Source organism: Pseudomonas sp. 09C 129 (assembly GCF_002843625.1).
Lineage (GTDB): Bacteria > Pseudomonadota > Gammaproteobacteria > Pseudomonadales > Pseudomonadaceae > Aquipseudomonas > Aquipseudomonas chlororaphis.
Genome location: NZ_CP025261.1, coordinates 4,789,704 through 4,811,723, shown reverse-complemented (window position 1 = coordinate 4,811,723; position 22,020 = coordinate 4,789,704). Strand labels below are relative to the sequence as shown.

General features: G+C 62.8%; 19 protein-coding genes and 1 pseudogene. 12 read left to right on the top strand and 8 right to left on the bottom strand.

The window, feature by feature from the left end:
• The first annotated feature begins 140 nt into the window (after window positions 1-140).
• The 4 genes from CXQ81_RS21435 (at window position 141) to CXQ81_RS21420 (ending at window position 4,897) form a co-directional block, all read left to right on the top strand.
• Complete coding sequence (locus CXQ81_RS21435; RefSeq protein WP_007929642.1) at window positions 141-614, top strand: MarR family winged helix-turn-helix transcriptional regulator; 474 nt, start codon at window positions 141-143, stop codon at window positions 612-614.
• Complete coding sequence (locus CXQ81_RS21430) at window positions 615-2,084, top strand: efflux transporter outer membrane subunit (protein WP_101338490.1); 1,470 nt, start codon at window positions 615-617, stop codon at window positions 2,082-2,084.
• A gap of 15 nt (window positions 2,085-2,099) precedes the next feature.
• A complete protein-coding gene (locus tag CXQ81_RS21425; protein ID WP_101338489.1) occupies window positions 2,100-3,302 on the top strand; it encodes an efflux RND transporter periplasmic adaptor subunit in 1,203 nt (400 codons plus the stop codon).
• A 65-nt stretch (window positions 3,303-3,367) separates the two neighbouring features.
• A complete protein-coding gene (locus CXQ81_RS21420) occupies window positions 3,368-4,897 on the top strand; it encodes a DHA2 family efflux MFS transporter permease subunit (RefSeq protein ID WP_101338488.1) in 1,530 nt (509 codons plus the stop codon).
• 144 nt (window positions 4,898-5,041) lie between these two features.
• Here the strand turns inward: CXQ81_RS21420 and lpxH are convergent, their stop codons facing one another.
• Window positions 5,042-5,791: a UDP-2,3-diacylglucosamine diphosphatase gene (gene lpxH, locus CXQ81_RS21415; RefSeq protein WP_007929635.1), complete on the bottom strand. Its 750-nt coding sequence runs from the start codon at window positions 5,789-5,791 to the stop codon at window positions 5,042-5,044.
• Window positions 5,788-6,291, bottom strand: a complete 504-nt coding sequence (locus CXQ81_RS21410) for a peptidylprolyl isomerase (RefSeq protein WP_009044603.1) — start codon at window positions 6,289-6,291, stop codon at window positions 5,788-5,790. Before CXQ81_RS21410 ends, lpxH begins: the two co-directional genes overlap by 4 nt.
• A 277-nt stretch (window positions 6,292-6,568) precedes the next feature.
• Here CXQ81_RS21410 and CXQ81_RS21405 point away from each other — a divergent pair, with 277 nt between their 5' ends.
• Entirely contained in the window at window positions 6,569-8,266 is a 1,698-nt protein-coding gene (locus tag CXQ81_RS21405) for a glutamine--tRNA ligase/YqeY domain fusion protein (RefSeq protein WP_101338487.1), read from the top strand.
• 18 nt (window positions 8,267-8,284) lie between these two features.
• Window positions 8,285-9,667, top strand: a complete 1,383-nt coding sequence (gene cysS, locus CXQ81_RS21400) for a cysteine--tRNA ligase (RefSeq protein ID WP_053261852.1) — start codon at window positions 8,285-8,287, stop codon at window positions 9,665-9,667.
• A gap of 72 nt (window positions 9,668-9,739) precedes the next feature.
• On the opposite strand, the gene CXQ81_RS21395 is transcribed toward cysS, so the two are convergent.
• The 3 genes from CXQ81_RS21395 to CXQ81_RS21385 are packed head-to-tail and all read right to left on the bottom strand — an operon-like array spanning window position 9,740 to window position 12,283.
• A complete protein-coding gene (locus tag CXQ81_RS21395; protein ID WP_007929631.1) occupies window positions 9,740-10,117 on the bottom strand; it encodes a type II toxin-antitoxin system VapC family toxin in 378 nt (125 codons plus the stop codon).
• On the bottom strand, window positions 10,114-10,407 hold the full coding sequence (locus CXQ81_RS21390; protein WP_256593410.1) for a type II toxin-antitoxin system Phd/YefM family antitoxin: 294 nt from the start codon (window positions 10,405-10,407) through the stop codon (window positions 10,114-10,116). Before CXQ81_RS21390 ends, CXQ81_RS21395 begins: the two co-directional genes overlap by 4 nt.
• Before the next feature lie 25 nt (window positions 10,408-10,432).
• The gene (locus CXQ81_RS21385) at window positions 10,433-12,283 is read right to left on the bottom strand and encodes a sigma-54-dependent Fis family transcriptional regulator (RefSeq protein WP_101338486.1); all 1,851 of its coding nucleotides are present in this window, start codon (window positions 12,281-12,283) and stop codon (window positions 10,433-10,435) included.
• 294 nt (window positions 12,284-12,577) lie between these two features.
• Between CXQ81_RS21385 and CXQ81_RS21380 the strand changes: the two genes are divergently transcribed.
• From CXQ81_RS21380 to CXQ81_RS21355, 6 genes are read left to right on the top strand one after another with little or no spacing between them, the layout of a single operon-like run.
• Window positions 12,578-13,672, top strand: coding sequence for an ABC transporter ATP-binding protein (locus CXQ81_RS21380; RefSeq protein ID WP_007929624.1), 1,095 nt, complete (start codon window positions 12,578-12,580; stop codon window positions 13,670-13,672).
• The gene (locus tag CXQ81_RS21375) at window positions 13,672-14,787 is read left to right on the top strand and encodes an ABC transporter ATP-binding protein (protein WP_101338485.1); all 1,116 of its coding nucleotides are present in this window, start codon (window positions 13,672-13,674) and stop codon (window positions 14,785-14,787) included. Before CXQ81_RS21380 ends, CXQ81_RS21375 begins: the two co-directional genes overlap by 1 nt.
• The gene (locus tag CXQ81_RS21370; RefSeq protein WP_007929620.1) at window positions 14,784-15,650 is read left to right on the top strand and encodes a carbohydrate ABC transporter permease; all 867 of its coding nucleotides are present in this window, start codon (window positions 14,784-14,786) and stop codon (window positions 15,648-15,650) included. Before CXQ81_RS21375 ends, CXQ81_RS21370 begins: the two co-directional genes overlap by 4 nt.
• A gap of 11 nt (window positions 15,651-15,661) precedes the next feature.
• Window positions 15,662-16,462 carry a carbohydrate ABC transporter permease gene (locus tag CXQ81_RS21365; protein WP_007929618.1) on the top strand — a complete coding sequence of 267 codons (801 nt, stop codon included), beginning with the start codon at window positions 15,662-15,664 and terminating at the stop codon, window positions 16,460-16,462.
• 10 nt (window positions 16,463-16,472) lie between these two features.
• On the top strand, window positions 16,473-16,745 hold the full coding sequence (locus CXQ81_RS21360; RefSeq protein WP_009044596.1) for a DUF2160 domain-containing protein: 273 nt from the start codon (window positions 16,473-16,475) through the stop codon (window positions 16,743-16,745).
• 50 nt (window positions 16,746-16,795) lie between these two features.
• The gene (locus CXQ81_RS21355) at window positions 16,796-18,538 is read left to right on the top strand and encodes an ABC transporter substrate-binding protein (RefSeq protein WP_101338484.1); all 1,743 of its coding nucleotides are present in this window, start codon (window positions 16,796-16,798) and stop codon (window positions 18,536-18,538) included.
• Window positions 18,539-18,716: 178 nt separating this feature from the next.
• On the opposite strand, the pseudogene CXQ81_RS21350 reads toward CXQ81_RS21355, so the two are convergent.
• From CXQ81_RS21350 to nuoM, 3 genes and pseudogenes are all read right to left on the bottom strand, one after another.
• Window positions 18,717-18,800: pseudogene (locus tag CXQ81_RS21350) on the bottom strand (transcriptional regulator); the annotation flags it as partial.
• Between the two features lie 188 nt (window positions 18,801-18,988).
• Window positions 18,989-20,452, bottom strand: a complete 1,464-nt coding sequence (gene nuoN, locus CXQ81_RS21345) for an NADH-quinone oxidoreductase subunit NuoN (protein ID WP_007929613.1) — start codon at window positions 20,450-20,452, stop codon at window positions 18,989-18,991.
• Window positions 20,453-20,459: 7 nt separating this feature from the next.
• On the bottom strand, window positions 20,460-21,992 hold the full coding sequence (gene nuoM, locus CXQ81_RS21340; protein WP_101338483.1) for an NADH-quinone oxidoreductase subunit M: 1,533 nt from the start codon (window positions 21,990-21,992) through the stop codon (window positions 20,460-20,462).
• Window positions 21,993-22,020: the final 28 nt, after the last annotated feature.

The window sequence follows — 22,020 nt, the reverse complement described above, 5'->3', positions numbered from 1 at the left end:
TCTCCCGCCGATTTTCGACTTCAAGGCTTTCCCATTAATTAGCTTAATAGTAAGCATGCTAATTATTGTTTGGATATTGGCTGCCTAGGCAGTAACATCTCGACATACTTTCGCTGCCTAGGCAGCTAACAGGTGGTCAGATGAAGCACTTCACCCCAGACGATTTCCACAATTGCCACCTCGGGCTCTTGCTGGGCCGCGCGGCCCTGCTCAAGGACCGGATCATCGACACCCACATGGAACCCCACGGCATCACCGCCGCGCAGTTCAAGGTGCTGATCATCATGGCCCAGTTCGGCGTCGACACCCCGGCCGAGCTGTGCCGCCACCTGTCCCTGGACAGCGGTTCCATGACCCGCATGCTCGATCGCCTGGAGCAGAAGGACTTCCTCGCCCGCCAACGCTCGGAGCACGACCGTCGTCAGGTGCGCCTGGTGCTCACCGAGGAGGGCCAGAAGCTCGCCGACTGCCTGCCGCACATCGGCGCCAACGCCATGAACCAACTGGCCGGCGCCATCACCCCCGAAGAGTTGAAAACCCTGGAACAGATCCTCAAGAAAATTTTGCTGGCGGCCGGTGACCCGATCACCGTGTTGCGGGTAGGTGATAAGTAAATGAGCAGTAAAACCTTGCGTGCCCGTTTGAGCCTGGTGCTGCTGGCCATGAGCCTGGCGGGATGTGCCAACTACAGCGGCCTGACAACCGAAGGCGTGAGCCTCGATGCCAAATCCCTCAAGGCCGGACAATCCCTGAGTGGCGTGACCCTGTCGCCGGCGGCCTGGCCGAAGAGCGACTGGTGGAAGAGCCTGGGCGATCCACAGCTCGACGGCCTGATCCGCGAGGCCCTGCACGACAGCCCCGACATGCAGATCGCCCGCGCCCGCGCCCACCAGGCCAGCGCGGCGGCCTATGCCGCGGACGCGGCACGCATGCCGACCCTGGACGCCAGCGGCAGTGTCAGCCGCTCGCGCCTGTCCCGTTCGCAGGACCCGAGCGGGCAGGGCGACAACTACAGCACGATGCGCAGCCTGACAGGCAACTTCAATTACACCTTCGACCTCTGGGGCGGCCAGCGCGATACCTGGGAAGCCGCCCTGGGCCAGGCGCGCGCCGCCGAGATCGATCGCCAGGCCGCGCAACTGACCCTGGCCGCCGACGTGGCTCGGGCCTACAGCGACCTGGGCCAGGCGCATATCGTCCATGACCTGGCCACTGAAGACCTCAAGCGCACCCGGCAGATGCTCGACCTGAGCCAGAAGCGCCTGAGCTCGGGCATCGACAGCCAGTACCAGTACCAGCAGACCGAAAGCCTGGAGGCCAGCTCCGAAGCCAGCCTGATCGACGCCGAGAAAAACCTGCAGAGCGCCAAGATCGCCCTCGCGGTATTGCTCGGCAAAGGCCCGGACCGGGGCAACGAAATCGCCCGGCCGAAAGTCCTGCAGGCCAGCGCGGTGGCACTGCCGTCGGTGCTGCCGGCGGAACTGCTGGGCCGCCGTCCGGACCTGGTGGCCGCGCGCTGGCGGGTCGAGGCGGCGAGCAAGAGCATCGACGCCGGCAAGACCAACTTCTATCCCAACCTCAACCTGAGCGCCGCTGCCGGCACTCAAGCGTTGCTGGGGGACGCGATGTTCGGATCGGCCAGCCGCTTCTTCAACATCGCCCCGACCGTGTCGCTGCCGATCTTCGACGGTGGCCGCCTGCGCGCCGACCTGGATGCCCGGGACGCCGACTACGACCTGGCCGTGGCGCAGTACAACAAGAGCCTGGTGAATGCCCTGGGGGATGTCAGCGACACCATTTCCCAGCTGCGTGACATCGGTCGGCAGATCGCCGCCCAGCAACACGCCACCGACATCGCCCAGGACTCCTACGACACCGTGGTCCAGCGCTACGGCTCGGGGATCGGCAATTACCTGGACGTGCTCAGCATCGAGCAGCAGTTGCTGCAGGCCCAGCGTCAGCTGGCGACCCTGAATGCCCAGCAGATCGACCTGTCGATCCAACTGATGCAGGCCCTGGGCGGTGGTTTCCAGACCGACAATCTGGCCGCGGCCACCCCGACCCCAGCCTCGCGCACTCAATAATTCAAGGTACTCATCATGGCCACTGCCGCAACCAACAACGCTCCTGAAAACACCCCGGACACCGCCAACCCGCGCAAGCGCAAGGTCATGCTGCTGGGCCTGGTGGCGCTGATCGTCCTGGGCGGGCTGGGGGTCTTTGCCTGGTATGAACTCTACGGACGCTGGAACGAAGGCACCGACGACGCCTATGTGAACGGCAACGTGGTGGAAATCACCCCGCTGGTCACCGGTACGGTGGTCAGCATCGGTGCCGACGATGGCGACCTGGTCCACGAAGGCCAGGTGCTGATCAACTTTGACCCCAACGATGCCGAGGTCGGCCTGCAAAGCGCCGAGGCCAACCTGGCCCGCACCGTGCGCCAGGTGCGCGGGCTGTACAGCAATGTCGACGGCATGCGCGCCCAGGTGGCGGCGCAGAAGGCCGAAGTGCAGAAGGCCCAGGACAACTTCAACCGTCGCCGGACCCTCGCCAGCAGCGGGGCGATTTCCCAGGAAGAACTGTCCCACGCCCGCGACGACCTGACCTCGGCGCAGAACGCCCTGGCCAATGCCCAGCAGCAGCTCAACACCACCAACGCGCTGGTGGACGACACCGTGGTATCGAACCATCCGGACGTGCAGGCGGCCGCCGCGCAACTGCGCCAGGCCTACCTGACCAACGCCCGCAGCACCCTGATCGCCCCGGTGACCGGTTATGTCGCCAAGCGCACCGTGCAACTGGGCCAGCGGGTACAGCCGGGCACCGCGTTGATGGCGGTGATCCCGCTCGACCAACTGTGGATCGACGCCAACTTCAAGGAAACCCAGCTGCGTGACATGCGCATCGGCCAGCCGGTGGACATCGAGGCCGATATCTACGGCAGCGACGTCAAGTACAGCGGCACCATCGACAGCCTGGGCGCCGGTACCGGCAGTGCCTTCGCCCTGTTGCCGGCGCAGAACGCCACCGGCAACTGGATCAAGATCGTGCAGCGGGTACCGGTGCGCATCCATGTGAATGCCGAAGAACTGGCCAGGCACCCGCTGCGGGTCGGCCTGTCGACGGTGGTCAACGTCGACCTGCATGACCAGAGCGGCCCCGTGCTGGCCCAGCAGCCGCCACAAAAGGCGTCGTTCAGCACCAGCGTCTACGACCGCCAGCTGGGCGAGGCCGATGCCCTGATCGCTCGCCTGATCCACGACAACAGCGCCGCCATCGGCAAGACCGCGCAGCGCTGATTCGCCGATCCCTCTGCTGCGGCCGTTAGCGGCCGCGGCGCCTGCCTCGCTTCATAGGATTCGCGATGAGCAATAACGCCTCTTTCACGCCGCCCAGCCTGTTGCTCAGCACCATCGGCCTGTCGCTGGCGACCTTCATGCAGGTGCTCGATACCACCATCGCCAACGTGGCCTTGCCGACCATCTCGGGCAACCTCGGGGTGAGTTCGGAGCAGGGCACCTGGGTGATCACCTCGTTTGCCGTGAGCAACGCCATCGCTTTGCCGCTGACCGGCTGGCTGAGCCGGCGCTTCGGCGAAGTGAAGCTGTTTATCTGGGCTACCCTGCTGTTCGTGCTGGCCTCGTTCCTCTGCGGGATTTCCACTTCCATGCCCGAGCTGGTGGGCTTTCGTGTGCTGCAAGGGGTAGTGGCCGGGCCGTTGTACCCGATGACCCAGACCCTGCTGATCGCGGTCTACCCGCCGGCGAAAAGGGGCATGGCCCTGGCGCTGCTGGCGATGGTCACGGTGGTGGCGCCGATTGCCGGGCCGATTCTCGGTGGCTGGATCACCGACAGTTACAGCTGGCCGTGGATCTTTTTCATCAACGTGCCGATCGGCCTGTTCGCCGCCTGGGTGGTCAAGCAGCAACTGAAGGCGCGGCCGGTGGTGACCAGTCGCCAGCCGATGGACTACATCGGCCTGCTGAGCCTGATCGTCGGCGTCGGTGCCTTGCAGATCGTGCTCGACAAGGGCAACGACCTGGACTGGTTCGAATCCAACTTCATCGTTATCGGCACGCTGATTTCGCTGATCGCCCTGGCGGTGTTCGTGATCTGGGAAATGACCGACCGCCATCCGGTGGTCAACCTGCGGCTGTTCGCCCACCGCAACTTCCGCATCGGCACCATCGTGCTGGTGGGCGGTTATGCCGGCTTCTTCGGCATCAACCTGATCCTGCCGCAGTGGTTGCAGACCCAGATGGGCTACACCGCGACCTGGGCCGGCCTGGCGGTGGCGCCGATCGGCATCCTGCCGGTGCTGATGTCGCCTTTCGTCGGCAAGTACGCGCACAAGTTCGACCTGCGCTTGCTGGCCGGTCTGGCGTTCCTGGCGATCGGCCTGAGCTGCTTCATGCGCGCCGGCTTCACCAACGAGGTGGACTTCCAGCACATCGCCCTGGTGCAACTGTTCATGGGCATCGGCGTGGCGCTGTTCTTCATGCCGACCCTGAGCATCCTGATGTCGGACCTGCCGCCGCAGCAGATCGCCGATGGCGCCGGCCTGGCCACCTTCCTGCGGACCCTGGGCGGCAGCTTCGCCGCGTCGTTGACCACCTGGATCTGGATCCGCCGGGCGAACGAGCACCATGCCTACATGAGTGAACACATCAGCAGCTTCGAGCCGGCCACCCGCGATGCCCTGAACGCCTTGGGCGGTGCCAGCAACCAGGCCTACGCGCAGCTGGACCAGGTGCTGATCGGGCAGGCGTACATGATGTCCACCGTGGACTACTTCACGCTGCTGGGCTGGAGCTTCATGGTGCTGATCCTGTTGGTGTGGCTGGCCAAGCCACCGTTCACCGCCAAGGCCGGGCCGGCGTCGGCGGGGCATTGATGGTGCGGTAGGGCAGAGGAATTATCACGAGCAAGCTCGCTCCTACAGAGGGACGTACCTTTTTGTAGGAGTGAGCTTGCTCGCGATAGAACGCGCAACGTTCGCCTGGAAGGCCTTGGAAGGCCCTTCGGGCCTGCGGCGGCGCTACAGGCGGGGCAATGCCTGCTGTGACGGCACGAAGTCGAAAGCCGCCAGCTGGAAGCCCTGTTCATCCACCTGCAAGGCCCAGCCCTGACGGTCCCAGTCCCCCAGCACGATGCGCTTGGCGGCCTGGTCGCCGATCTGCAACTTGTGGATGGCCGGGCGGTGGGTGTGGCCGTGGACCAGGGTCCGCACTTTGAACGCCTGCATGATCCGCGGCACTTCGTCCGGGGTCACGTCGACGATGTCGTTGGCCTTCATGCGGGTTTGCGCGCGGCTTTCATTGCGCAGCTTGCGCGCCAGCTTGTGCCGGGTGCGCAGCGGCAGGTGCCTGAGGATCCACAACGAAACCGGGTTGCGCAGGTAGCGGCGCATGCGCATGTAGGCTTCGTCGCGGGTGCACAGGCTGTCGCCGTGCATCAGCAGCACCGGCTCGCCGTAGAAGTCGACCACGCTCGGGTCCTTGAGCAGGGTCGCGCCCGCGGCTTTGCAGAAGGCCTTGCCGAGCATGAAGTCGCGATTGCCATGCATCAGGAAAACCTGCGTGCCGCTGTCGCTGAGCTCGCGCAGTGCCTGGCAAATGGAAAGCTGGTAGGGGGTCATGGCGTCGTCGCCGATCCAGACCTCGAAGAAATCTCCCAGGATGTACAGCGCCTGCGCCGAGCGGGCACGCCCGCCCAGTAAATCCAGAAACGCCCGGGTAATGTCCGGGCGCTCCTCTTCCAGATGCAAATCTGAAATCAGCAGTATCACTCAACGATCTCGGCTTTCTCGATGATCACGTCTTCTGCCGGTACGTCCTGGTGGCCGGCCTTCATGGTGGTGGCCACGCCTTTGATCTTGTCGACCACTTCGGTGCCGGCAACCACTTTGCCGAATACCGCGTAGCCCCAGCCCTGCACGGTCTTGCCGCTGTGGTTGAGGAAGCTGTTGTCAGCGACGTTGATGAAGAACTGCGCGGAAGCCGAATGCGGCTCCATGGTGCGGGCCATGGCGACGGTGTACTTGTCGTTGGAAAGACCGTTGTCGGCTTCGTTCTGGATGCTTGGACGCTTGTCTTTCTTTTCTTTCATGCCTGGCTCGAAACCGCCGCCCTGGATCATGAAGTTACCGATGACGCGGTGGAATACGGTGTTTTCGTAATGACCGGCTTTAACGTATTCGATGAAGTTGGCCACGGTGACCGGGGCTTTCTCGGCGTTCAGTTCCAGCACGATGTCGCCGTGGTTGGTGGTCAGTTTGACTTGGGTCATGATCGGTACTCTTTATAAGGAGGAGCGTTTTCAAGGAATTCCCGGGTTCCGGGAGACAGGCATGGGGCCCGCAGGCCGGAACCGCGCTGGCAAAAATCCGCCAAGGTGCGCAGTTTAGCGTGCCGGGCGTGAAATTCGAGGCTGTTTTTTCATTTGCGACGGATTAATCGCGGCAGATTTAAAGCCCGCTCTGTCAGGGGCTTGACCGCATCGGCTATGATATCCGTTTTGATTTATCAGGCCGCACCGGCCGCGCACTTGTACGTTCAAGGATCCTATGAGCAAGCCCACTGTCGACCCTACCTCGAATTCCAAGACCGGACCGGCCGTTCCGGTCAACTTCCTGCGCCCGATCATCCAGGCGGACCTGGACTCGGGTAAGCACACACAGATCGTGACCCGCTTCCCGCCGGAACCCAACGGCTACCTGCACATCGGTCACGCCAAGTCGATCTGCGTGAACTTCGGGCTGGCCCAGGAATTCGGCGGCGTCACCCACCTGCGTTTCGACGACACCAACCCGGCCAAGGAAGACCAGGAATACATCGACGCCATCGAAAGCGACGTCAAGTGGCTGGGCTTCGAGTGGTCCGGTGAAGTGCGCTACGCCTCGCAATACTTCGACCAGCTGCACGACTGGGCGGTGGAGCTGATCAAGGCGGGCAAGGCCTATGTCGACGACCTGACCCCCGAGCAGGCCAAGGAATACCGTGGCAGCCTGACCGAGCCGGGCAAGAACAGCCCGTTCCGCGATCGCAGCGTCGAAGAGAACCTGGACCTGTTTGCCCGCATGCGCGCTGGCGAATTCCCGGACGGTGCACGTGTGCTGCGGGCCAAGATCGACATGGCCTCGCCGAACATGAACCTGCGCGACCCGATCATGTATCGCATCCGCCATGCGCATCACCACCAGACCGGCGACAAGTGGTGCATCTACCCGAACTACGACTTCACTCACGGTCAGTCGGACGCCATCGAAGGCATCACCCACTCGATCTGCACCCTGGAGTTCGAAAGCCATCGCCCGCTGTACGAATGGTTCCTGGAGAACCTGCCGGTGCCGGCACAGCCGCGCCAGTACGAGTTCAGCCGCCTGAACCTGAACTACACCATCACCAGCAAACGCAAGCTCAAGCAACTGGTGGACGAGAAGCACGTCAACGGTTGGGACGACCCGCGCATGTCGACCCTGTCGGGCTTCCGTCGTCGTGGCTACACGCCGAAATCCATCCGCAATTTCTGCGAAATGGTCGGCACCAACCGTTCCGACGGCGTGGTGGACTTCGGCATGCTGGAATTCAGCATCCGTGACGACCTCGACCACAGCGCCCCGCGCGCCATGTGCGTGCTGCGTCCGCTGAAGGTGGTGATCACCAACTACCCTGAAGGCCAGGTCGAGAACCTCGAATTGCCGCGTCACCCGAAAGAAGACATGGGTGTGCGGGTGTTGCCGTTCGCCCGTGAAATCTACATCGATCGCGACGACTTCATGGAAGAGCCGCCAAAGGGCTACAAGCGCCTGGAGCCGGCCGGCGAAGTGCGCCTGCGCGGCAGCTACGTGATCCGCGCCGACGAGGCGATCAAGGACGCCGACGGCAACATCGTCGAGCTGCGTTGCTCGTACGACCCGGACACCCTGGGCAAGAACCCGGAAGGGCGCAAAGTCAAGGGCGTGATCCACTGGGTGCCGGCCGCCGCCAGCGTCGAGTGCGAAGTGCGCCTGTACGATCGCCTGTTCCGTTCGCCGAACCCGGAGAAGGCCGAGGACAGCGCAAGTTTCCTGGACAACATCAACCCTGACTCCCTGCAGGTCCTCACTGGTTGTCGTGCCGAACCCTCGCTGGGCAACGCACAGCCGGAAGACCGTTTCCAGTTCGAGCGCGAAGGTTACTTCTGCGCGGATATCAAGGACTCGAAACCGGGCGCACCGGTATTCAACCGTACCGTGACCCTGCGCGACTCCTGGGGTCAGTGATCAGTTAAGGAACTCCTTGTGCTAACGATCTACAACACGCTCACCAAGAGCAAAGAAGTCTTCAAGCCGCTCGATGGCAACAAGGTGCGCATGTACGTGTGCGGCATGACCGTGTACGACTATTGCCACCTGGGCCACGGCCGCAGCATGGTCGCCTTCGACCTGGTGACCCGCTGGCTGCGCTTCAGCGGCTACGACCTGACCTATGTGCGCAACATCACCGACATCGACGACAAGATCATCAATCGGGCCAACGAGAACGGCGAATCGTTCGAGGCGTTGACCGAGCGCATGATCGCGGCGATGCACGAAGACGAAGCGCGCCTGAACATCAAGAAGCCGGACATGGAACCGCGTGCCACCGACCATATCGCCGGCATGCACGCGATGATCCAGACCCTGATCGACAAGGGCTACGCCTACGCGCCGGGCAACGGCGACGTGTACTACCGGGTCGGCAAGTTCCTCGGTTACGGCAAGCTGTCGCGCAAGAAGATCGAAGACCTGCGCATCGGCGCGCGCATCGAAGTCGACGAGTCGAAGCAGGACCCGCTGGACTTCGTGCTGTGGAAAGCCGCCAAGCCGGGCGAGCCGAGCTGGGAATCGCCATGGGGCGCCGGGCGTCCGGGCTGGCACATCGAATGCTCGGTGATGTCGACTTGCTGCCTGGGCGAGACCTTCGACATTCATGGCGGCGGCAGCGACCTCGAGTTCCCGCACCATGAAAACGAGATCGCCCAGAGCGAGGCGGCCACCGGCAAGACCTACGCCAATGCCTGGATGCATTGCGGCATGATCCGCATCAATGGCGAGAAGATGTCCAAGTCCTTGAACAACTTCTTCACCATCCGCGACGTGCTCGACAAGTACCATCCGGAAGTGGTGCGTTACCTGCTGGTGTCGAGCCACTACCGCAGCGCGATCAACTACTCGGAAGACAACCTCAAGGACGCCAAGGGCGCCCTGGAGCGTTTCTACCACGCCCTCAAAGGCCTGCCGACTGTACCGGCCGCCGGTGGCGAAGCCTTCGTCGAGCGTTTCACCGAGGTGATGAACGACGACTTCGGCACGCCGGAAGCCTGTGCGGTGCTGTTCGAGATGGTGCGCGAGATCAACCGTCTGCGCGAGAGCGATCTCAATGCGGCGGCCGGTCTGGCGGCGCGCCTGCGGGAACTGGCGGACGTGCTGGGTGTGCTGCAGCTGGACGCCGATGACTTCCTGCAGGCCGGTGCCGAAGGCCGGGTCGACGCGGCGCAGGTCGAAGCGTTGATCCAGGCGCGCCTGGCTGCCCGGGCCAACAAGGACTGGGCCGAGTCCGACCGCATCCGCGACCAGATCACCGCCATGGGCGTGGTGCTGGAAGACGGCAAGGGCGGGACTACCTGGCGCCTGGCTGACTGATCGTTGTACTGGCGACAAACAGAAACCCGCCTTGTGCGGGTTTTTGTTTGCCTGCGATTTATCTGTGCGGGATCAAACCAGAATGGCCAGGGAGCTGTACTTGGCGACTAGCGGGTCGGCGGTCAGCAGTTTCATCGGTTCGCTGATCGCGGTGGCCACAATCAGCCGGTCAAAGGGATCGCGGTGGTGATGTTCAAGGTCTTTGACCGCAATGGCGTGTTCCGAGGTGATGGCCAGTTCGATGAAACCGCTCGCCAGGCAATATTCGCGAATCTCTTCCAGGTCCACATCAAGCTTGCCCAGGCCAACCTTGATGGCCATCTCCCAGAAAGACGCGGCGCTGATATAGATTTCGGCAGCGCTTTCAATCAGCTTTCGGGCCTTGGCCGACAACTTCGGATCGTCGCTGAGGGTCCAGAGCAGAATATGCGTGTCGAGCAGGACTCTCACTCCCGGGTACCTTCGAAGGCGTCGAGCATGTCGTCCGGCAGCGGGGCGTCAAAGTCGTCGGGAAGCACCAGTTTGCCTTTCATTGCACCAATGCGCTGCCCCGACGGTTTGCCGACGGGAACCAGGCGGGCGAGGGCACGACCGTGTTTGGCGATGGTAATGACCTGTCCTGCCGCGGCATCGTCGACCAGTTTGGACAGGTTGTTTTTGGCTTCTGCCAGCGGGACAGTGATCATGAGGTTTCTCCAATATTCTGGACAAATATAGCCAGAATATTCGATCCCGGCCAAGCCGAGGCAGACGGCAGGTCAGGTTTTATGTATCCAGCTGTCGCAAGCGCTTGTACAGGGTATTGCGACTCACCCCCAGGCGCCGGGCCAATAGGGAGATGTTGCCACCCACGGCCTTGAGCTGGCGGTGCAGGTCGGGGGTGTCTTGCAGGTCGATGTCGCCGGGCGGTTCGTGGCTGGTGGCTGGCTCCATGTCCAGGTCGACAAAAAAGTCGTCCGGCAGGTGCTCGGCGCGGATCGGCTGTTCTTCGGCCATGGCCAGTGCTACCTGCATCACACTGCTGACCTGGCGCAGGTTGCCCGGCCAGGGATGGCGCTCGAACAGTTCCTGGACATCGCGGCTGAGCCCGGCCCATTGGCCGGACTCGCGATGCTGTTCCCAGATGCGCTTGAACAGCGCCTGTTTGTCGCTGCGTTCGCGCAGGGGCGGCAACTCCAGGGTCAGGCCGCCGATGCGGTAATACAGGTCCTCGCGAAAACGCCCGAGTTGTACCTGTTCGCGCAGGGAGCGGTTGGTCGCCGAGATGATGCGGATGTCCACCGGGAACAGCTCGCTGCTACCCACCGGTTGTACGCAGCGCTCCTGCAGCACACGCAACAGGCGGGCCTGGGTCGGCAAGGGCATGTCGCCGATTTCGTCGAGGAACAGCGTGCCTTTGTCGGCCTTGCGGATCAGGCCGATGCTGCCTTTCTGGCTGGCGCCGGTGAAGGCGCCTTTCTCGTAGCCGAACAACTCGGACTCCACCAGTTCGGCGGGAATCGCCGCGCAGTTGACGGCAATGAACGCCTGTTTGCTCCGCGAGCTGGCTTGGTGCAGGGCCTTGACGAAAACTTCCTTGCCGACGCCGGTTTCGCCGTGGATCAGCAGCGGAATGTCCTTTTCCAGCAGCCGTTCGGCCTGGCGCACGGCTTTCTCCACCCGGCTGTCGCCGAAGTGCAGGGTGTTCAGGCTGATGGCATCTGTGTTGGCGGGAGCCGGACGGGAAGGTGGCTCGACGAAGACTCGGGCCTGGATCGGCATCTGCCTTGGACGCTTGAGCAGGCAATGGAAGCGGTTGCGACCGGCAGCCTGCAGGGCGAAGGGCAGGCCTTCGGGCTGGTTGAGCAATTCCAGCAGTGACACCTTGAACAGGCTTTCGATGCCGACCCGCGACAGGCTGATGCCCAGCAGGTTGTCGGCGCGGCGGTTGGCCGAAAGCACCTGGCCGCTGTCATCGAAGATCAGCAAGCCGGCCCACTGGCTGTCGAGGTTGTTCAGGCCGGTGTTGAAGGTCAGCTGGAAATGCCGGCCTTCAAACAGGTTGAGGATCAGCCGGTTCTCCACGGTCTGGCTCATCATCTTGACCATGCCCAGGGTGTGGGAGGGCGGCAGGTAGCTGTCGCTGGAGACGTCCAGCACCGCGATCACCCGGCGCTCGGCATCGAAGATCGGCGCGGCCGAGCCGGTCATGAAGCGGTTGGCCTTGAGAAAGTGTTCATCGTGCTCGATATGCACCGCCTGTTCGCAAGCCAGGGCGGTGCCGATGGCGTTGGTCCCGCTGCAGTGTTCCAGCCAGCTGGCGCCGGCGCTGAAACCACGGGCCAGGCTCGGCTGGATAAAACGCTGGGTGCCCCAGGACGTCAGCACCTGGCCCTGGTTGTCGGCGAGCATGATCAGGCAATTGGAGTTGCTGAGGATGTTCTCGTAGTAGGGCAGGACTTCCTGGTGAGTGGTCTGCACCAGGGCATGCTGGCTCTCCAGCAACTGGGCGATGCGCTCGGCGGGCAGTTGGTCGAAGGCGGGCGCGCTCTGGTGGCTGAGGCCAAAGGCCCGGCAGCGACTCCAGGAGTCCTTGATGATGGTCTCGTGAGACAGCGGTGAGGCAGGTGCGCTCATGGCGGTAGGTCTCTGAAAACGCTTTTATTGTTGTTATTGGCCTAGGCCCGGGACTGTGGCGTTTACGGGCAAAAGCGTCCATCCAGTGTTGTTCACTCTTGTTCATTGTCAACCGCCGGACTGTTCAGTTGTTCAGTGCGGGTTGTTCATTTCTGTTCAGCTGTGAACCTTCCAATAGCCGGTCTTTTAATAAATATCAGGCTTATCAGTGGCTTGGTTTGGTGCCGCGGTTCTGGCACGAAAGTCGCTCTGCTGCTGCGGTCGCTTGACTCCAATAATAAAAAAGGCCGAGCCATGTCATTAACGCTGGAGCACGTCAGCCGTGTCGTCGAGGGCCAGACCTGGATCGATGACATCTCGCTGCGCTTTGAACCCGGTTCCTTCAATGTCCTGCTGGGGCGCACGCTGTCCGGCAAGACCAGCCTGATGCGCTTGATCGCCGGGCTCGACAAGCCCGCCAGCGGGCGCATCCTGATGAACGGCGTGGACGTCACCGGGCGCCCGGTGCGGTTGCGCAACGTGTCGATGGTCTATCAGCAGTTCATCAACTACCCGACCATGACCGTGTTCGAGAATATTGCCTCGCCGCTGCGCCAGGCCGGCGTTTCGGCGCAACTGATCGAGAGCAAGGTGCTGGAGACGGCGAAGATGCTGCGGATCGAGAAGTTCCTGCAGCGCCATCCGCTGGAGCTGTCCGGCGGCCAGCAGCAGCGCACGGCGATGGCCCGGGCGCTGGTCAAGGATGCCGAGCTGATCCTGTTCGACGAACCGCTGGTCAATCTCGACTACAAGCTGCGCGAAGAGCTGCGCCAGGAGATGCGCGAGCTGTTCCAGGCCCGCCACACCATCGCCATCTATGCCACCACCGAGCCCAACGAGGCGCTGGCCCTGGGCGGCACCACCACCATCCTCCACGAGGGGCGTCTGGTGCAGAGCGGCAAGACCGCCGAGGTCTATCACCAGCCCCAGACCGTGCTGGCCGCCGAGCTGTTCTCCGAGCCGCCGATCAACCTGATGCCGGGGCGCATCGCCGGCAATGAAGTGAGCTTCGCCAATTTCGTGCACTTTCCGCTGAACGTCGATCTGCGCCCGGTCGGCGAGGGCGAGTTCCGCTTCGGCGTGCGGCCCAGCCATATCTCCCTGGTGCCGAGCAACGACGACGACCTGGAGCTGGCGGTGACCGTCGAGGTGGCGGAAATCAGCGGCTCGGAAACCTTCCTGCATGTGCGCAACGAACAATTCCTGTTGGTGCTGCACCTGCCCGGCGTGCACGAATACGACGTCGACGCGCCGATCCGTATCTATATCCCCACCCACAAACTGTTCGTCTTCGATGCCCAGGGCCGTCTGGTCCAGGCGCCGGGGCGGCGCGTCGCGAGGGTTGCCTGATGGCCGAGATCCGTTTGCACAACCTCGCCCACAGTTACACCAGTAGCCCGGCCGGTCCCGAGGACTATGCGATCCGCGAGATGAACCACGTCTGGGAGCAGGGCGGCGCCTATGCCTTGCTCGGGCCGTCCGGCTGCGGCAAGTCGACCTTGCTCAACATCATTTCCGGGCTGCTCAGCCCGTCCCAGGGGCAGGTGCTGTTCGATACCCGGGTGGTCAACGAGCTGACTCCCGAGAAGCGCAACATCGCCCAGGTTTTCCAGTTCCCGGTGGTCTACGACACCATGACGGTGTTCGACAACCTGGCCTTCCCGCTGCGCAACCAGGGCCTGGCCGAGGCCAGGGTGCACAGCAAGGTGCAGGAGATCGCCGAGGTCCTCGACTTGCAGGCGCTGCTGAACAAGAAGGCGCGCAACCTCAGCGCCGACGAAAAGCAGAAGGTTTCCATGGGCCGCGGCCTGGTGCGCGATGACGTATCGGCGATCCTGTTCGACGAGCCGCTGACGGTGATCGACCCGCACTTGAAGTGGAAGCTGCGGCGCAAGCTCAAGCAGATCCACGAGCAGTTCAACATCACCATGGTCTACGTCACCCACGACCAGCTCGAAGCCTCGACCTTCGCCGACAAGATCGCGGTGATGTACGGTGGGCAGATCGTCCAGTTCGGTACCCCGCGGGAGCTGTTCGAGCGGCCGAGCCACACCTTTGTCGGCTACTTCATCGGCAGCCCGGGGATGAACCTGATCGAGGTCCGGGCAGAGGCCGGCGGTGTCAGGTTCGCCGGCACCCATCTGGCCTTGCCCGAAGCCTTGCAGCAGCGGATCGCCGAGATCGATTACCAGAGCCTGAAAGTCGGCATCCGCCCGGAGTTCATCCATGTCTGGGACGAGCCTTATGAGGAGGCGCTGCAGGCCGACGTGGTCCACATCGAGGACCTGGGTACCTACAAGATCATGACCCTGAACCTCGACGGCGCGGTCTTGAAAGTGCGGCTGGCCGAAGACAAACCGGTGCCGCAGGGCAGGGCCTGCATCAGCTTCCCCGCGCAGTGGCTGATGGTCTACGCCGACGAATACCTGCTGGAGGCCCACGCCACGAACGAGGTTCAGCCATGAACAAAGTGCAGAACAACAAAGCCTGGTGGCTGGTATTGCCGGTGTTCCTGCTGGTGGCCTTCAGTGCGGTGATCCCGATGATGACCGTGGTCAACTATTCGGTGCAGGACATTTTCGACCAGTCCAGCCGCTATTTCGTCGGCGCCGACTGGTACCGCCAGGTGCTGCTCGACCCGCGCCTGCACGACTCGCTGCTGCGCCAGTTCATCTATTCGGCCTGCGTGCTGTTGATCGAAATTCCCTTGGGCATCGCCATCGCCCTGACCATGCCGAGCAAGGGGCGCTGGTCGTCGGTGGTGCTGATCATCCTCGCCATTCCGCTGCTGATCCCATGGAACGTGGTGGGCACCATCTGGCAGATCTTCGGCCGCGCCGACATCGGCCTGATGGGCTCGGCGCTGAATGCCCTGGGCATCGATTACAACTACGCGGCCAATACCATGGATGCCTGGGTCACGGTGCTGGTGATGGACGTGTGGCACTGGACCTCGCTGGTGGCGCTGCTCTGCTTTTCGGGACTGCGGGCGATCCCGGACGTGTATTACCAGGCGGCGCGCATCGACCGGGCGTCGAACTGGGCGGTGTTCCGCCATATCCAGTTGCCGAAGATGAAAAGCGTGCTGCTGATCGCGGTGATGCTGCGCTTCATGGACAGCTTCATGATCTACACCGAGCCGTTCGTGCTCACCGGCGGCGGGCCGGGCAACGCCACGACCTTCCTTAGCCAGACCCTGACCCAGATGGCGATCGGGCAGTTCGACCTGGGCCCGGCCGCAGCGTTCTCCCTGGTGTACTTCCTGATCATCCTGCTGGTGTCCTGGCTGTTCTACACCGCCATGACCCACTCCGACGCCAATCGCTGAGGACGGCCGCCATGACCAAGCGCAAGCTGATACCGCTGCTGATCTACATCCTGTTCCTGCTGGTGCCGATCTACTGGTTGCTGAACATGTCGTTCAAGAGCAACAACGAGATTCTCGGCAGCCTGACCCTGTGGCCCCAGGACTTCACCTGGCACAACTACAAGGTGATCTTCACCGACCCCAGCTGGTACACCGGCTACCTCAACTCGCTGTATTACGTCAGCTTGAACACGGTGATTTCCCTGAGCGTGGCGCTGCCGGCGGCCTATGCCTTTTCGCGCTACCGCTTCCTCGGCGACAAGCACCTGTTCTTCTGGCTGCTGACCAATCGCATGGCGCCGCCGGCGGTATTCCTGCTGCCGTTCTTCCAGCTGTATTCGTCCATCGGCCTGTTCGATACGCACATTGCCGTGGCCCTGGCCCACTGCCTGTTCAACGTGCCGCTGGCGGTATGGATTCTCGAAGGCTTCATGTCTGGGGTGCCGAAGGAAATCGACGAGACCGCCTACATCGACGGCTACAGCTTTCCCAAATTCTTCGTGAAGATCTTCGTCCCGCTGATCGGTTCGGGGATCGGCGTGACGGCGTTCTTCTGCTTCATGTTTTCCTGGGTCGAGCTGTTGCTGGCGCGGACTTTGACCTCGGTGAACGCCAAGCCGATCGCCGCGGTGATGACCCGCACCGTGTCCGCCTCCGGTATCGACTGGGGCGTGCTGGCGGCCGCCGGGGTGCTGACCATTCTGCCGGGCATGCTGGTGATCTGGTTTGTTCGCAACCATGTGGCCAAGGGCTTTGCCCTGGGCCGGGTATGAGGAACCGTTGATGGAATGGATGAACTGGACCGCCCCGACGGCGGCATTCTTCGGTGTCATTGCCTTGATCCTGCTGGGCATGACCACTTGGGAGCTGCGTTCGCCGAGCATCCCTCGGCGCGGCTTCCTGCCGATTGCCACCACCCGTGGCGATCGTCTGTTTATCGGTCTTCTCGGCAGCGCCTACCTGCATCTGCTGGTAATCGGCGCCACCGACTGGAGCATCTGGGTGGCGTTCGTGCTGTCCCTGGTGTGGCTGTTGGCTGTGATGCGTTGGGGCTAGCCGGGCGCGTGCGCGGCGGTCCTGCTTCGAAATTCAACCGGGAGGTCTCTATGTTCGACAAAAACAATAAGCTGCGACATAGCGTTTCATTGGCGGCCATGCTGGCATTGAGCTGCCTGAGCGCGACGGCCTGGGCCGACGCCTATGAGGACGCCGCGAAAAAATGGATCGGCAGCGAGTTCAAGCCATCCACCCTGACCGCGGAACAACAGCTGGAAGAGCTGAAGTGGTTCATCAAGGCGTCCGAGCCGTTTCGCGGGATGAAGATCAACGTGGTCTCGGAAACCATCGCCACCCATGAATACGAGTCCAAGGTGCTGGCCAAGGCTTTCAGCGAAATCACCGGGATCAAGCTGACCCACGACCTGCTGCAGGAAGGCGACGTGGTGGAGAAGCTGCAGACCCAGATGCAGTCGGACAAGAACATCTATGACGGCTGGGTCAACGACTCCGACCTGATCGGCACGCACTTCCGTTATGGCAAGACCGAATCCATCACCGACCTGATGGCCAACGAGGGCAAGGACTATACCTCGCCGACCCTGGACATCAAGGACTTCATCGGCATCTCCTTCACCACCGCGCCGGACGGCAAGATCTATCAGTTGCCCGACCAGCAGTTCGCCAACCTGTACTGGTTCCGCGCCGACTGGTTCGAGCGGGCCGACCTGAAAGCCAGGTTCAAGGAGAAGTACGGCTACGAGCTGGGTGTGCCGGTGAACTGGTCGGCCTATGAGGACATCGCCAAGTTCTTCAGCGAGGACGTCAAGGAGATCGACGGCAAGCGGGTCTATGGGCATATGGACTACGGCAAGAAGGACCCGTCCCTGGGCTGGCGCTTCACCGATGCCTGGTTCTCCATGGCCGGCGGTGGCGACAAGGGCTTGCCCAACGGTTTGCCGGTGGACGAGTGGGGGATCCGCGTCGAGGATTGCCATCCGGTGGGCTCCAGCGTGACCCGCGGCGGCGACACCAACGGCCCGGCGGCGGTGTTCGCCACCACCAAATACGTCGACTGGATGAAAAAGTACGCGCCACCGGAAGCGGCGGGCATGACCTTCTCCGAGTCCGGGCCGGTGCCGTCCCAGGGCAATATCGCCCAGCAGATCTTCTGGTACACCGCCTTCACCGCCGACATGACCAAGCCGGGCCTGGCGGTGATGAACGCCGACGGCACGCCGAAATGGCGCATGGCGCCGTCGCCGCGTGGACCGTACTGGGAGGAGGGCATGAAGCTGGGCTATCAGGACGTGGGGTCCTGGACCTTCATGAAGTCCACCCCGGAGAAGCAGAAACTCGCGGCCTGGCTCTATGCCCAGTTCGTGACCTCGAAAACCGTGTCGCTGAAGAAAACCATCGTCGGCCTGACACCGATCCGTGAGTCGGACATCAACTCCCAGGCGATGACTGACCTGGCGCCGAAGCTCGGCGGCCTGGTGGAGTTCTATCGCAGCCCAGCCCGGGTGCAGTGGACGCCGACCGGCACCAACGTGCCGGACTATCCACGCCTGGCGCAGTTGTGGTGGAGCCATATCGCCGAAGCCGCCAGCGGCGAGAAAACCCCGCAACAGGCGCTCGATGGCCTGGCCAAGGACCAGGACGCGATCATGACCCGGCTCGAGCGCTCGAAAGCCCAGGCCACCTGCGCGCCGAAAATGAACCCCGAGCGCGACGCGCAATACTGGTTCGACCAGCCGGGCGCGCCGAAACCGAAACTGGCCAACGAGAAACCCAAGGGGGAAACCGTGAGCTACAACGAACTGCTCAAGTCGTGGGAGGCAGCGCGCAAATAAGGTTGTGGATCGGTAATACGCAACGGCACCTTCGGGTGCCGTTTTTTCGAGGCGCGCGATGATTGCGTTGTCGCTTTCGCGAGCAAGCCTACCCTGGCTGTTTCGTGGCGCAGGTGCCGGCGGTCTTCAGTTCTGTAGGTGTAGAGGGTTGCCGCTCGATTGCTCGCGACAGCGTCCTGGTGGGTAGTGTGATCTTGCCGTGACGTTCATCTGCCAGCGCTTCAAGGCCTTCGACCAACTCGGAAAAGATGTCTCGTCTCATCGTTCTTCCTTGCCTCTATTTGAGTGTGACGTGTGGAGTTCACTTTAAAGCCAGGCACAGTTCGGGTATGTCAGGCATCACGGATTTGCTTGAAGGGCAATTCGCAGGGCAGGGGAGGGCCGTTCCCATAAATGCAAAACGGCGCCCGAAGGCGCCGTCTTGTTTTACCGCGGATCGTGCTTGAGCGATCAGCCCGCCAGACCGGATTGCTGGACCAGGATCAGCAGCGGTTGTGGGTAGACGCCGAGGAAGAACGCCAGGACCGCGATGGCCAGCAGCATTACGCCGCCGGCTTTCTGTTCCCAGTGCAGCTGGGCATCGACGCGGCGCAGGTTTGGCTCGATCAGGTACAGGGTGACCATGACGCGCAGGTAGTAGAACACGCCGATGGCGCTACCCAGGACCAGGGAGCCGACCAGCCACCATTGGTGCGCTTCGACACCGGTGGCGATGATGTAGAACTTGCCGATGAAGCCCGCGGTCAGCGGGATGCCGGCCAGGGACAGCATCATCACGGTCAGTACGGCGGTCAGGTACGGACGGCGCCAGAACAGGCCGCGGTACTCGTACAGGGCATCCGCGTCGCGACCCTTGTAGGGCGAGGACATCAGGGTGATCACGCCGAAGGCGCCGAGGCTGGTGATCACGTAGGTGACCAGGTAGACGCCGATGGCTTCCATCGCCAGGCCCTTGCTCGCCACCAGGGCGATCAGCAGGTAACCGAAGTGGGCGATGGACGAGTAACCCAGCAGACGCTTGAGGTTGCTCTGGGTCAGCGCCAGCAGGTTACCGAACAGGATCGAGGCAATCGCGATCAGGGTCAGCACGGTGTTCAGGACACCGCTGCTGGCCACCGGCGAGATCTGGAACAGACGCACCATCACCGCGAATACCGCCACCTTGCTCGCGGTGGCCAGGAAGGCCGCCACAGGCGCCGGGGCCCCTTCGTAGACGTCCGGGGTCCACAGGTGGAACGGTACCAGCGACAGCTTGAACGCCAGGCCGATCAGCATCATGCCCAGGCCCAGTTGGGCCAGCGGGCTAGGCAGGCCGGTCGCGGCCAGGGCCTGACCGATGCCGTTGAAGCTCAGGCTGCCGGCTTCGGCGTAGAGCAGGGCCATGCCGAACAGCAGGAACGCGGAACCAGCGGCCGACAGCACCATGTACTTGATGCCGGCTTCCAGCGAGCGCTTGTTGAAGAAGGCATAAGCCACCAGGCCGTAGACCGGTACCGAGAGCAGCTCCAGGCCGATGAACAAGCCGGCCAGGTGCTGTGCGCTGACCAGGACCAGGCCGCCGGCGGCGGCCATCAGGATCAGCAGGTACAGCTCTTCGCGGTTGCCTGGGTAGCCGGTGCCGCCGTCGCCCAGGTAGGCGTGGGCGAGGGTGACGCAGGCCAGGGTGGCCACCAGGATCAGCGCCATGTACAGGCAGGCGAACTGGTCGATCTGCAGCAATGGAGTCACCGCCAGAGGGGTGACTTTCAGGGCCGGCAGAATCGACAGCAACGCCAGGTTCAGACCGGCGACCGACAGCAGGAAGGTTTGCGAATGGTTGCGACGCCAGGCGATAGCCAGCATCACCACAATGATGGTGAGGCTGGTGATCAACAGCGGCGCAAGCGCGATAAAGTGTTGAATCGTAAAGTCCATAGCGCTCTTACCGGGCCGAAGCGAGTTGAGTGAAGGCGGTGCCGAGCCATTGCTGCACGCCACTCATGGTGGCGGCAGAGGTATCGAGGAACGGTTGCGGGTAGATGCCGATGTAGATCAGCAGCGCCGCCAGTCCGACCACCATGATCAGTTCGCGAGCGTCCATGCCGTGCAGGACCGCGTCCGACTTGGCCGGGCCGAAGTAGGCGCGGTGAATCATGATCAGCGAATAGACCGAACCGAACACCAGGCCGGACGTCGCGAGCACGGTGACCCATGGCGCGCTGGCGAAGGTGCCGATCAGGATCAGGAATTCGCCGACGAAGTTACCGGTCGCCGGCAAGCCCAGCGAGGCCGCGGCGAAGAACAGGCTGATGGCTGGCAGGTAGGCGATCTTCGACCACAGGCCGCCCATTTCACGCATGTCGCGGGTGTGGGTGCGTTCGTACAGCTGGCCGCACAGGATAAAGAGTGCTGCCGCCGACAGACCGTGCGCGAGCATCTGGATCACCGCGCCCTGCAGGGCCAGCTGGCTGCCGGAGTAGATGCCGATCAGCACGAAGCCCATGTGCGAAACGCTGGAGAATGCCACCAGGCGCTTGATGTCGGTCTGGGCGAAGGCCAGGAAGGCACCGTAGAAGATCCCGATCAGACCCAGGGTCATGGCGATCGGCGCGAACTCGGCCGAGGCATTCGGGAACAGCGGCAGGGCGAAACGCAGCAGGCCGTAGGCCGCGGTCTTCAGCAAGATACCGGCGAGGTCCACGGAGCCCGCGGTCGGTGCCTGGGCGTGAGCGTCAGGCAGCCAGGAGTGGAACGGCACCACCGGCAATTTCACCGCGAAGGCGATGAAGAAGCCGAGCATCAGCACGTACTCGGTGGTGGTCGACATCTTGGTCTTCAACAGGTCGGCGTAGTTGAAGGTGATCACGCCGGTGTCGTTGAAGTTGACCAGCACCAGACCGAGGATCGCCACCAGCATGATCAGGCCGGAAGCCTGAGTGAAGATGAAGAACTTGGTCGCGGCGTAGATCCGGGTTTTCTTGCCGTCCGAAGAACTGTGACCCCAGAGCGCGATGAGGAAGTACATCGGCACCAGCATCATTTCCCAGAAGAAGAAGAACATGAACAGGTCGAGGGCGAGGAACACGCCGACGACACCGCCCAGGATCCACATCAGGTTCAGGTGGAAGAAGCCCACGTGACGCTGGATCTCTTTCCAGGAGCAGAGGACGGACAGCACGCCCAGGAGGCCGGTCAGCAGGATCATCAACAGCGACAGGCCATCGAGGGCCAGGTGCACGTTGATGCCGAAGCGCTCGATCCAGACGTGCTTGAACTCCAGGGTCCAGGTCGGATCGGCGCCAGGTGCCGGAGCGAGTGAATAGTCGCCGTGGGCCCACAGCCAGAGGCCGAGGGTGAGCAGCAGGGACATGGTGATCAGCGCAATCCAGCGGGGGAGGGTGGCGCCGAAGCGCTCACCCATCCAGCACAGCAGGCCGCCGATGAAGGGGATCAGGATTAGCCAAGGCAGAATCATGACGGGCTCAATTCCTTTCGCAAGTTCG

Bases quoted from the DNA above. Each gene is read 5' to 3' on its own strand.
- CXQ81_RS21435 (WP_007929642.1), top strand. From the start codon at position 141: ATGAAGCACTTCACCCCAGACGATTTCCACAATTGCCACCTCGGGCTC.
- CXQ81_RS21430 (WP_101338490.1), top strand. From the start codon at position 615: ATGAGCAGTAAAACCTTGCGTGCCCGTTTGAGCCTGGTGCTGCTGGCC.
- CXQ81_RS21425 (WP_101338489.1), top strand. From the start codon at position 2,100: ATGGCCACTGCCGCAACCAACAACGCTCCTGAAAACACCCCGGACACC.
- CXQ81_RS21420 (WP_101338488.1), top strand. From the start codon at position 3,368: ATGAGCAATAACGCCTCTTTCACGCCGCCCAGCCTGTTGCTCAGCACC.
- CXQ81_RS21410 (WP_009044603.1), bottom strand. From the start codon at position 6,291: ATGACCCAAGTCAAACTGACCACCAACCACGGCGACATCGTGCTGGAA.
- CXQ81_RS21405 (WP_101338487.1), top strand. From the start codon at position 6,569: ATGAGCAAGCCCACTGTCGACCCTACCTCGAATTCCAAGACCGGACCG.
- CXQ81_RS21385 (WP_101338486.1), bottom strand. From the start codon at position 12,283: ATGAGCGCACCTGCCTCACCGCTGTCTCACGAGACCATCATCAAGGAC.
- CXQ81_RS21380 (WP_007929624.1), top strand. From the start codon at position 12,578: ATGTCATTAACGCTGGAGCACGTCAGCCGTGTCGTCGAGGGCCAGACC.
- CXQ81_RS21375 (WP_101338485.1), top strand. From the start codon at position 13,672: ATGGCCGAGATCCGTTTGCACAACCTCGCCCACAGTTACACCAGTAGC.
- CXQ81_RS21370 (WP_007929620.1), top strand. From the start codon at position 14,784: ATGAACAAAGTGCAGAACAACAAAGCCTGGTGGCTGGTATTGCCGGTG.
- CXQ81_RS21365 (WP_007929618.1), top strand. From the start codon at position 15,662: ATGACCAAGCGCAAGCTGATACCGCTGCTGATCTACATCCTGTTCCTG.
- CXQ81_RS21360 (WP_009044596.1), top strand. From the start codon at position 16,473: ATGGAATGGATGAACTGGACCGCCCCGACGGCGGCATTCTTCGGTGTC.
- CXQ81_RS21355 (WP_101338484.1), top strand. From the start codon at position 16,796: ATGTTCGACAAAAACAATAAGCTGCGACATAGCGTTTCATTGGCGGCC.
- nuoN (WP_007929613.1), bottom strand. From the start codon at position 20,452: ATGGACTTTACGATTCAACACTTTATCGCGCTTGCGCCGCTGTTGATC.
- nuoM (WP_101338483.1), bottom strand. From the start codon at position 21,992: ATGATTCTGCCTTGGCTAATCCTGATCCCCTTCATCGGCGGCCTGCTG.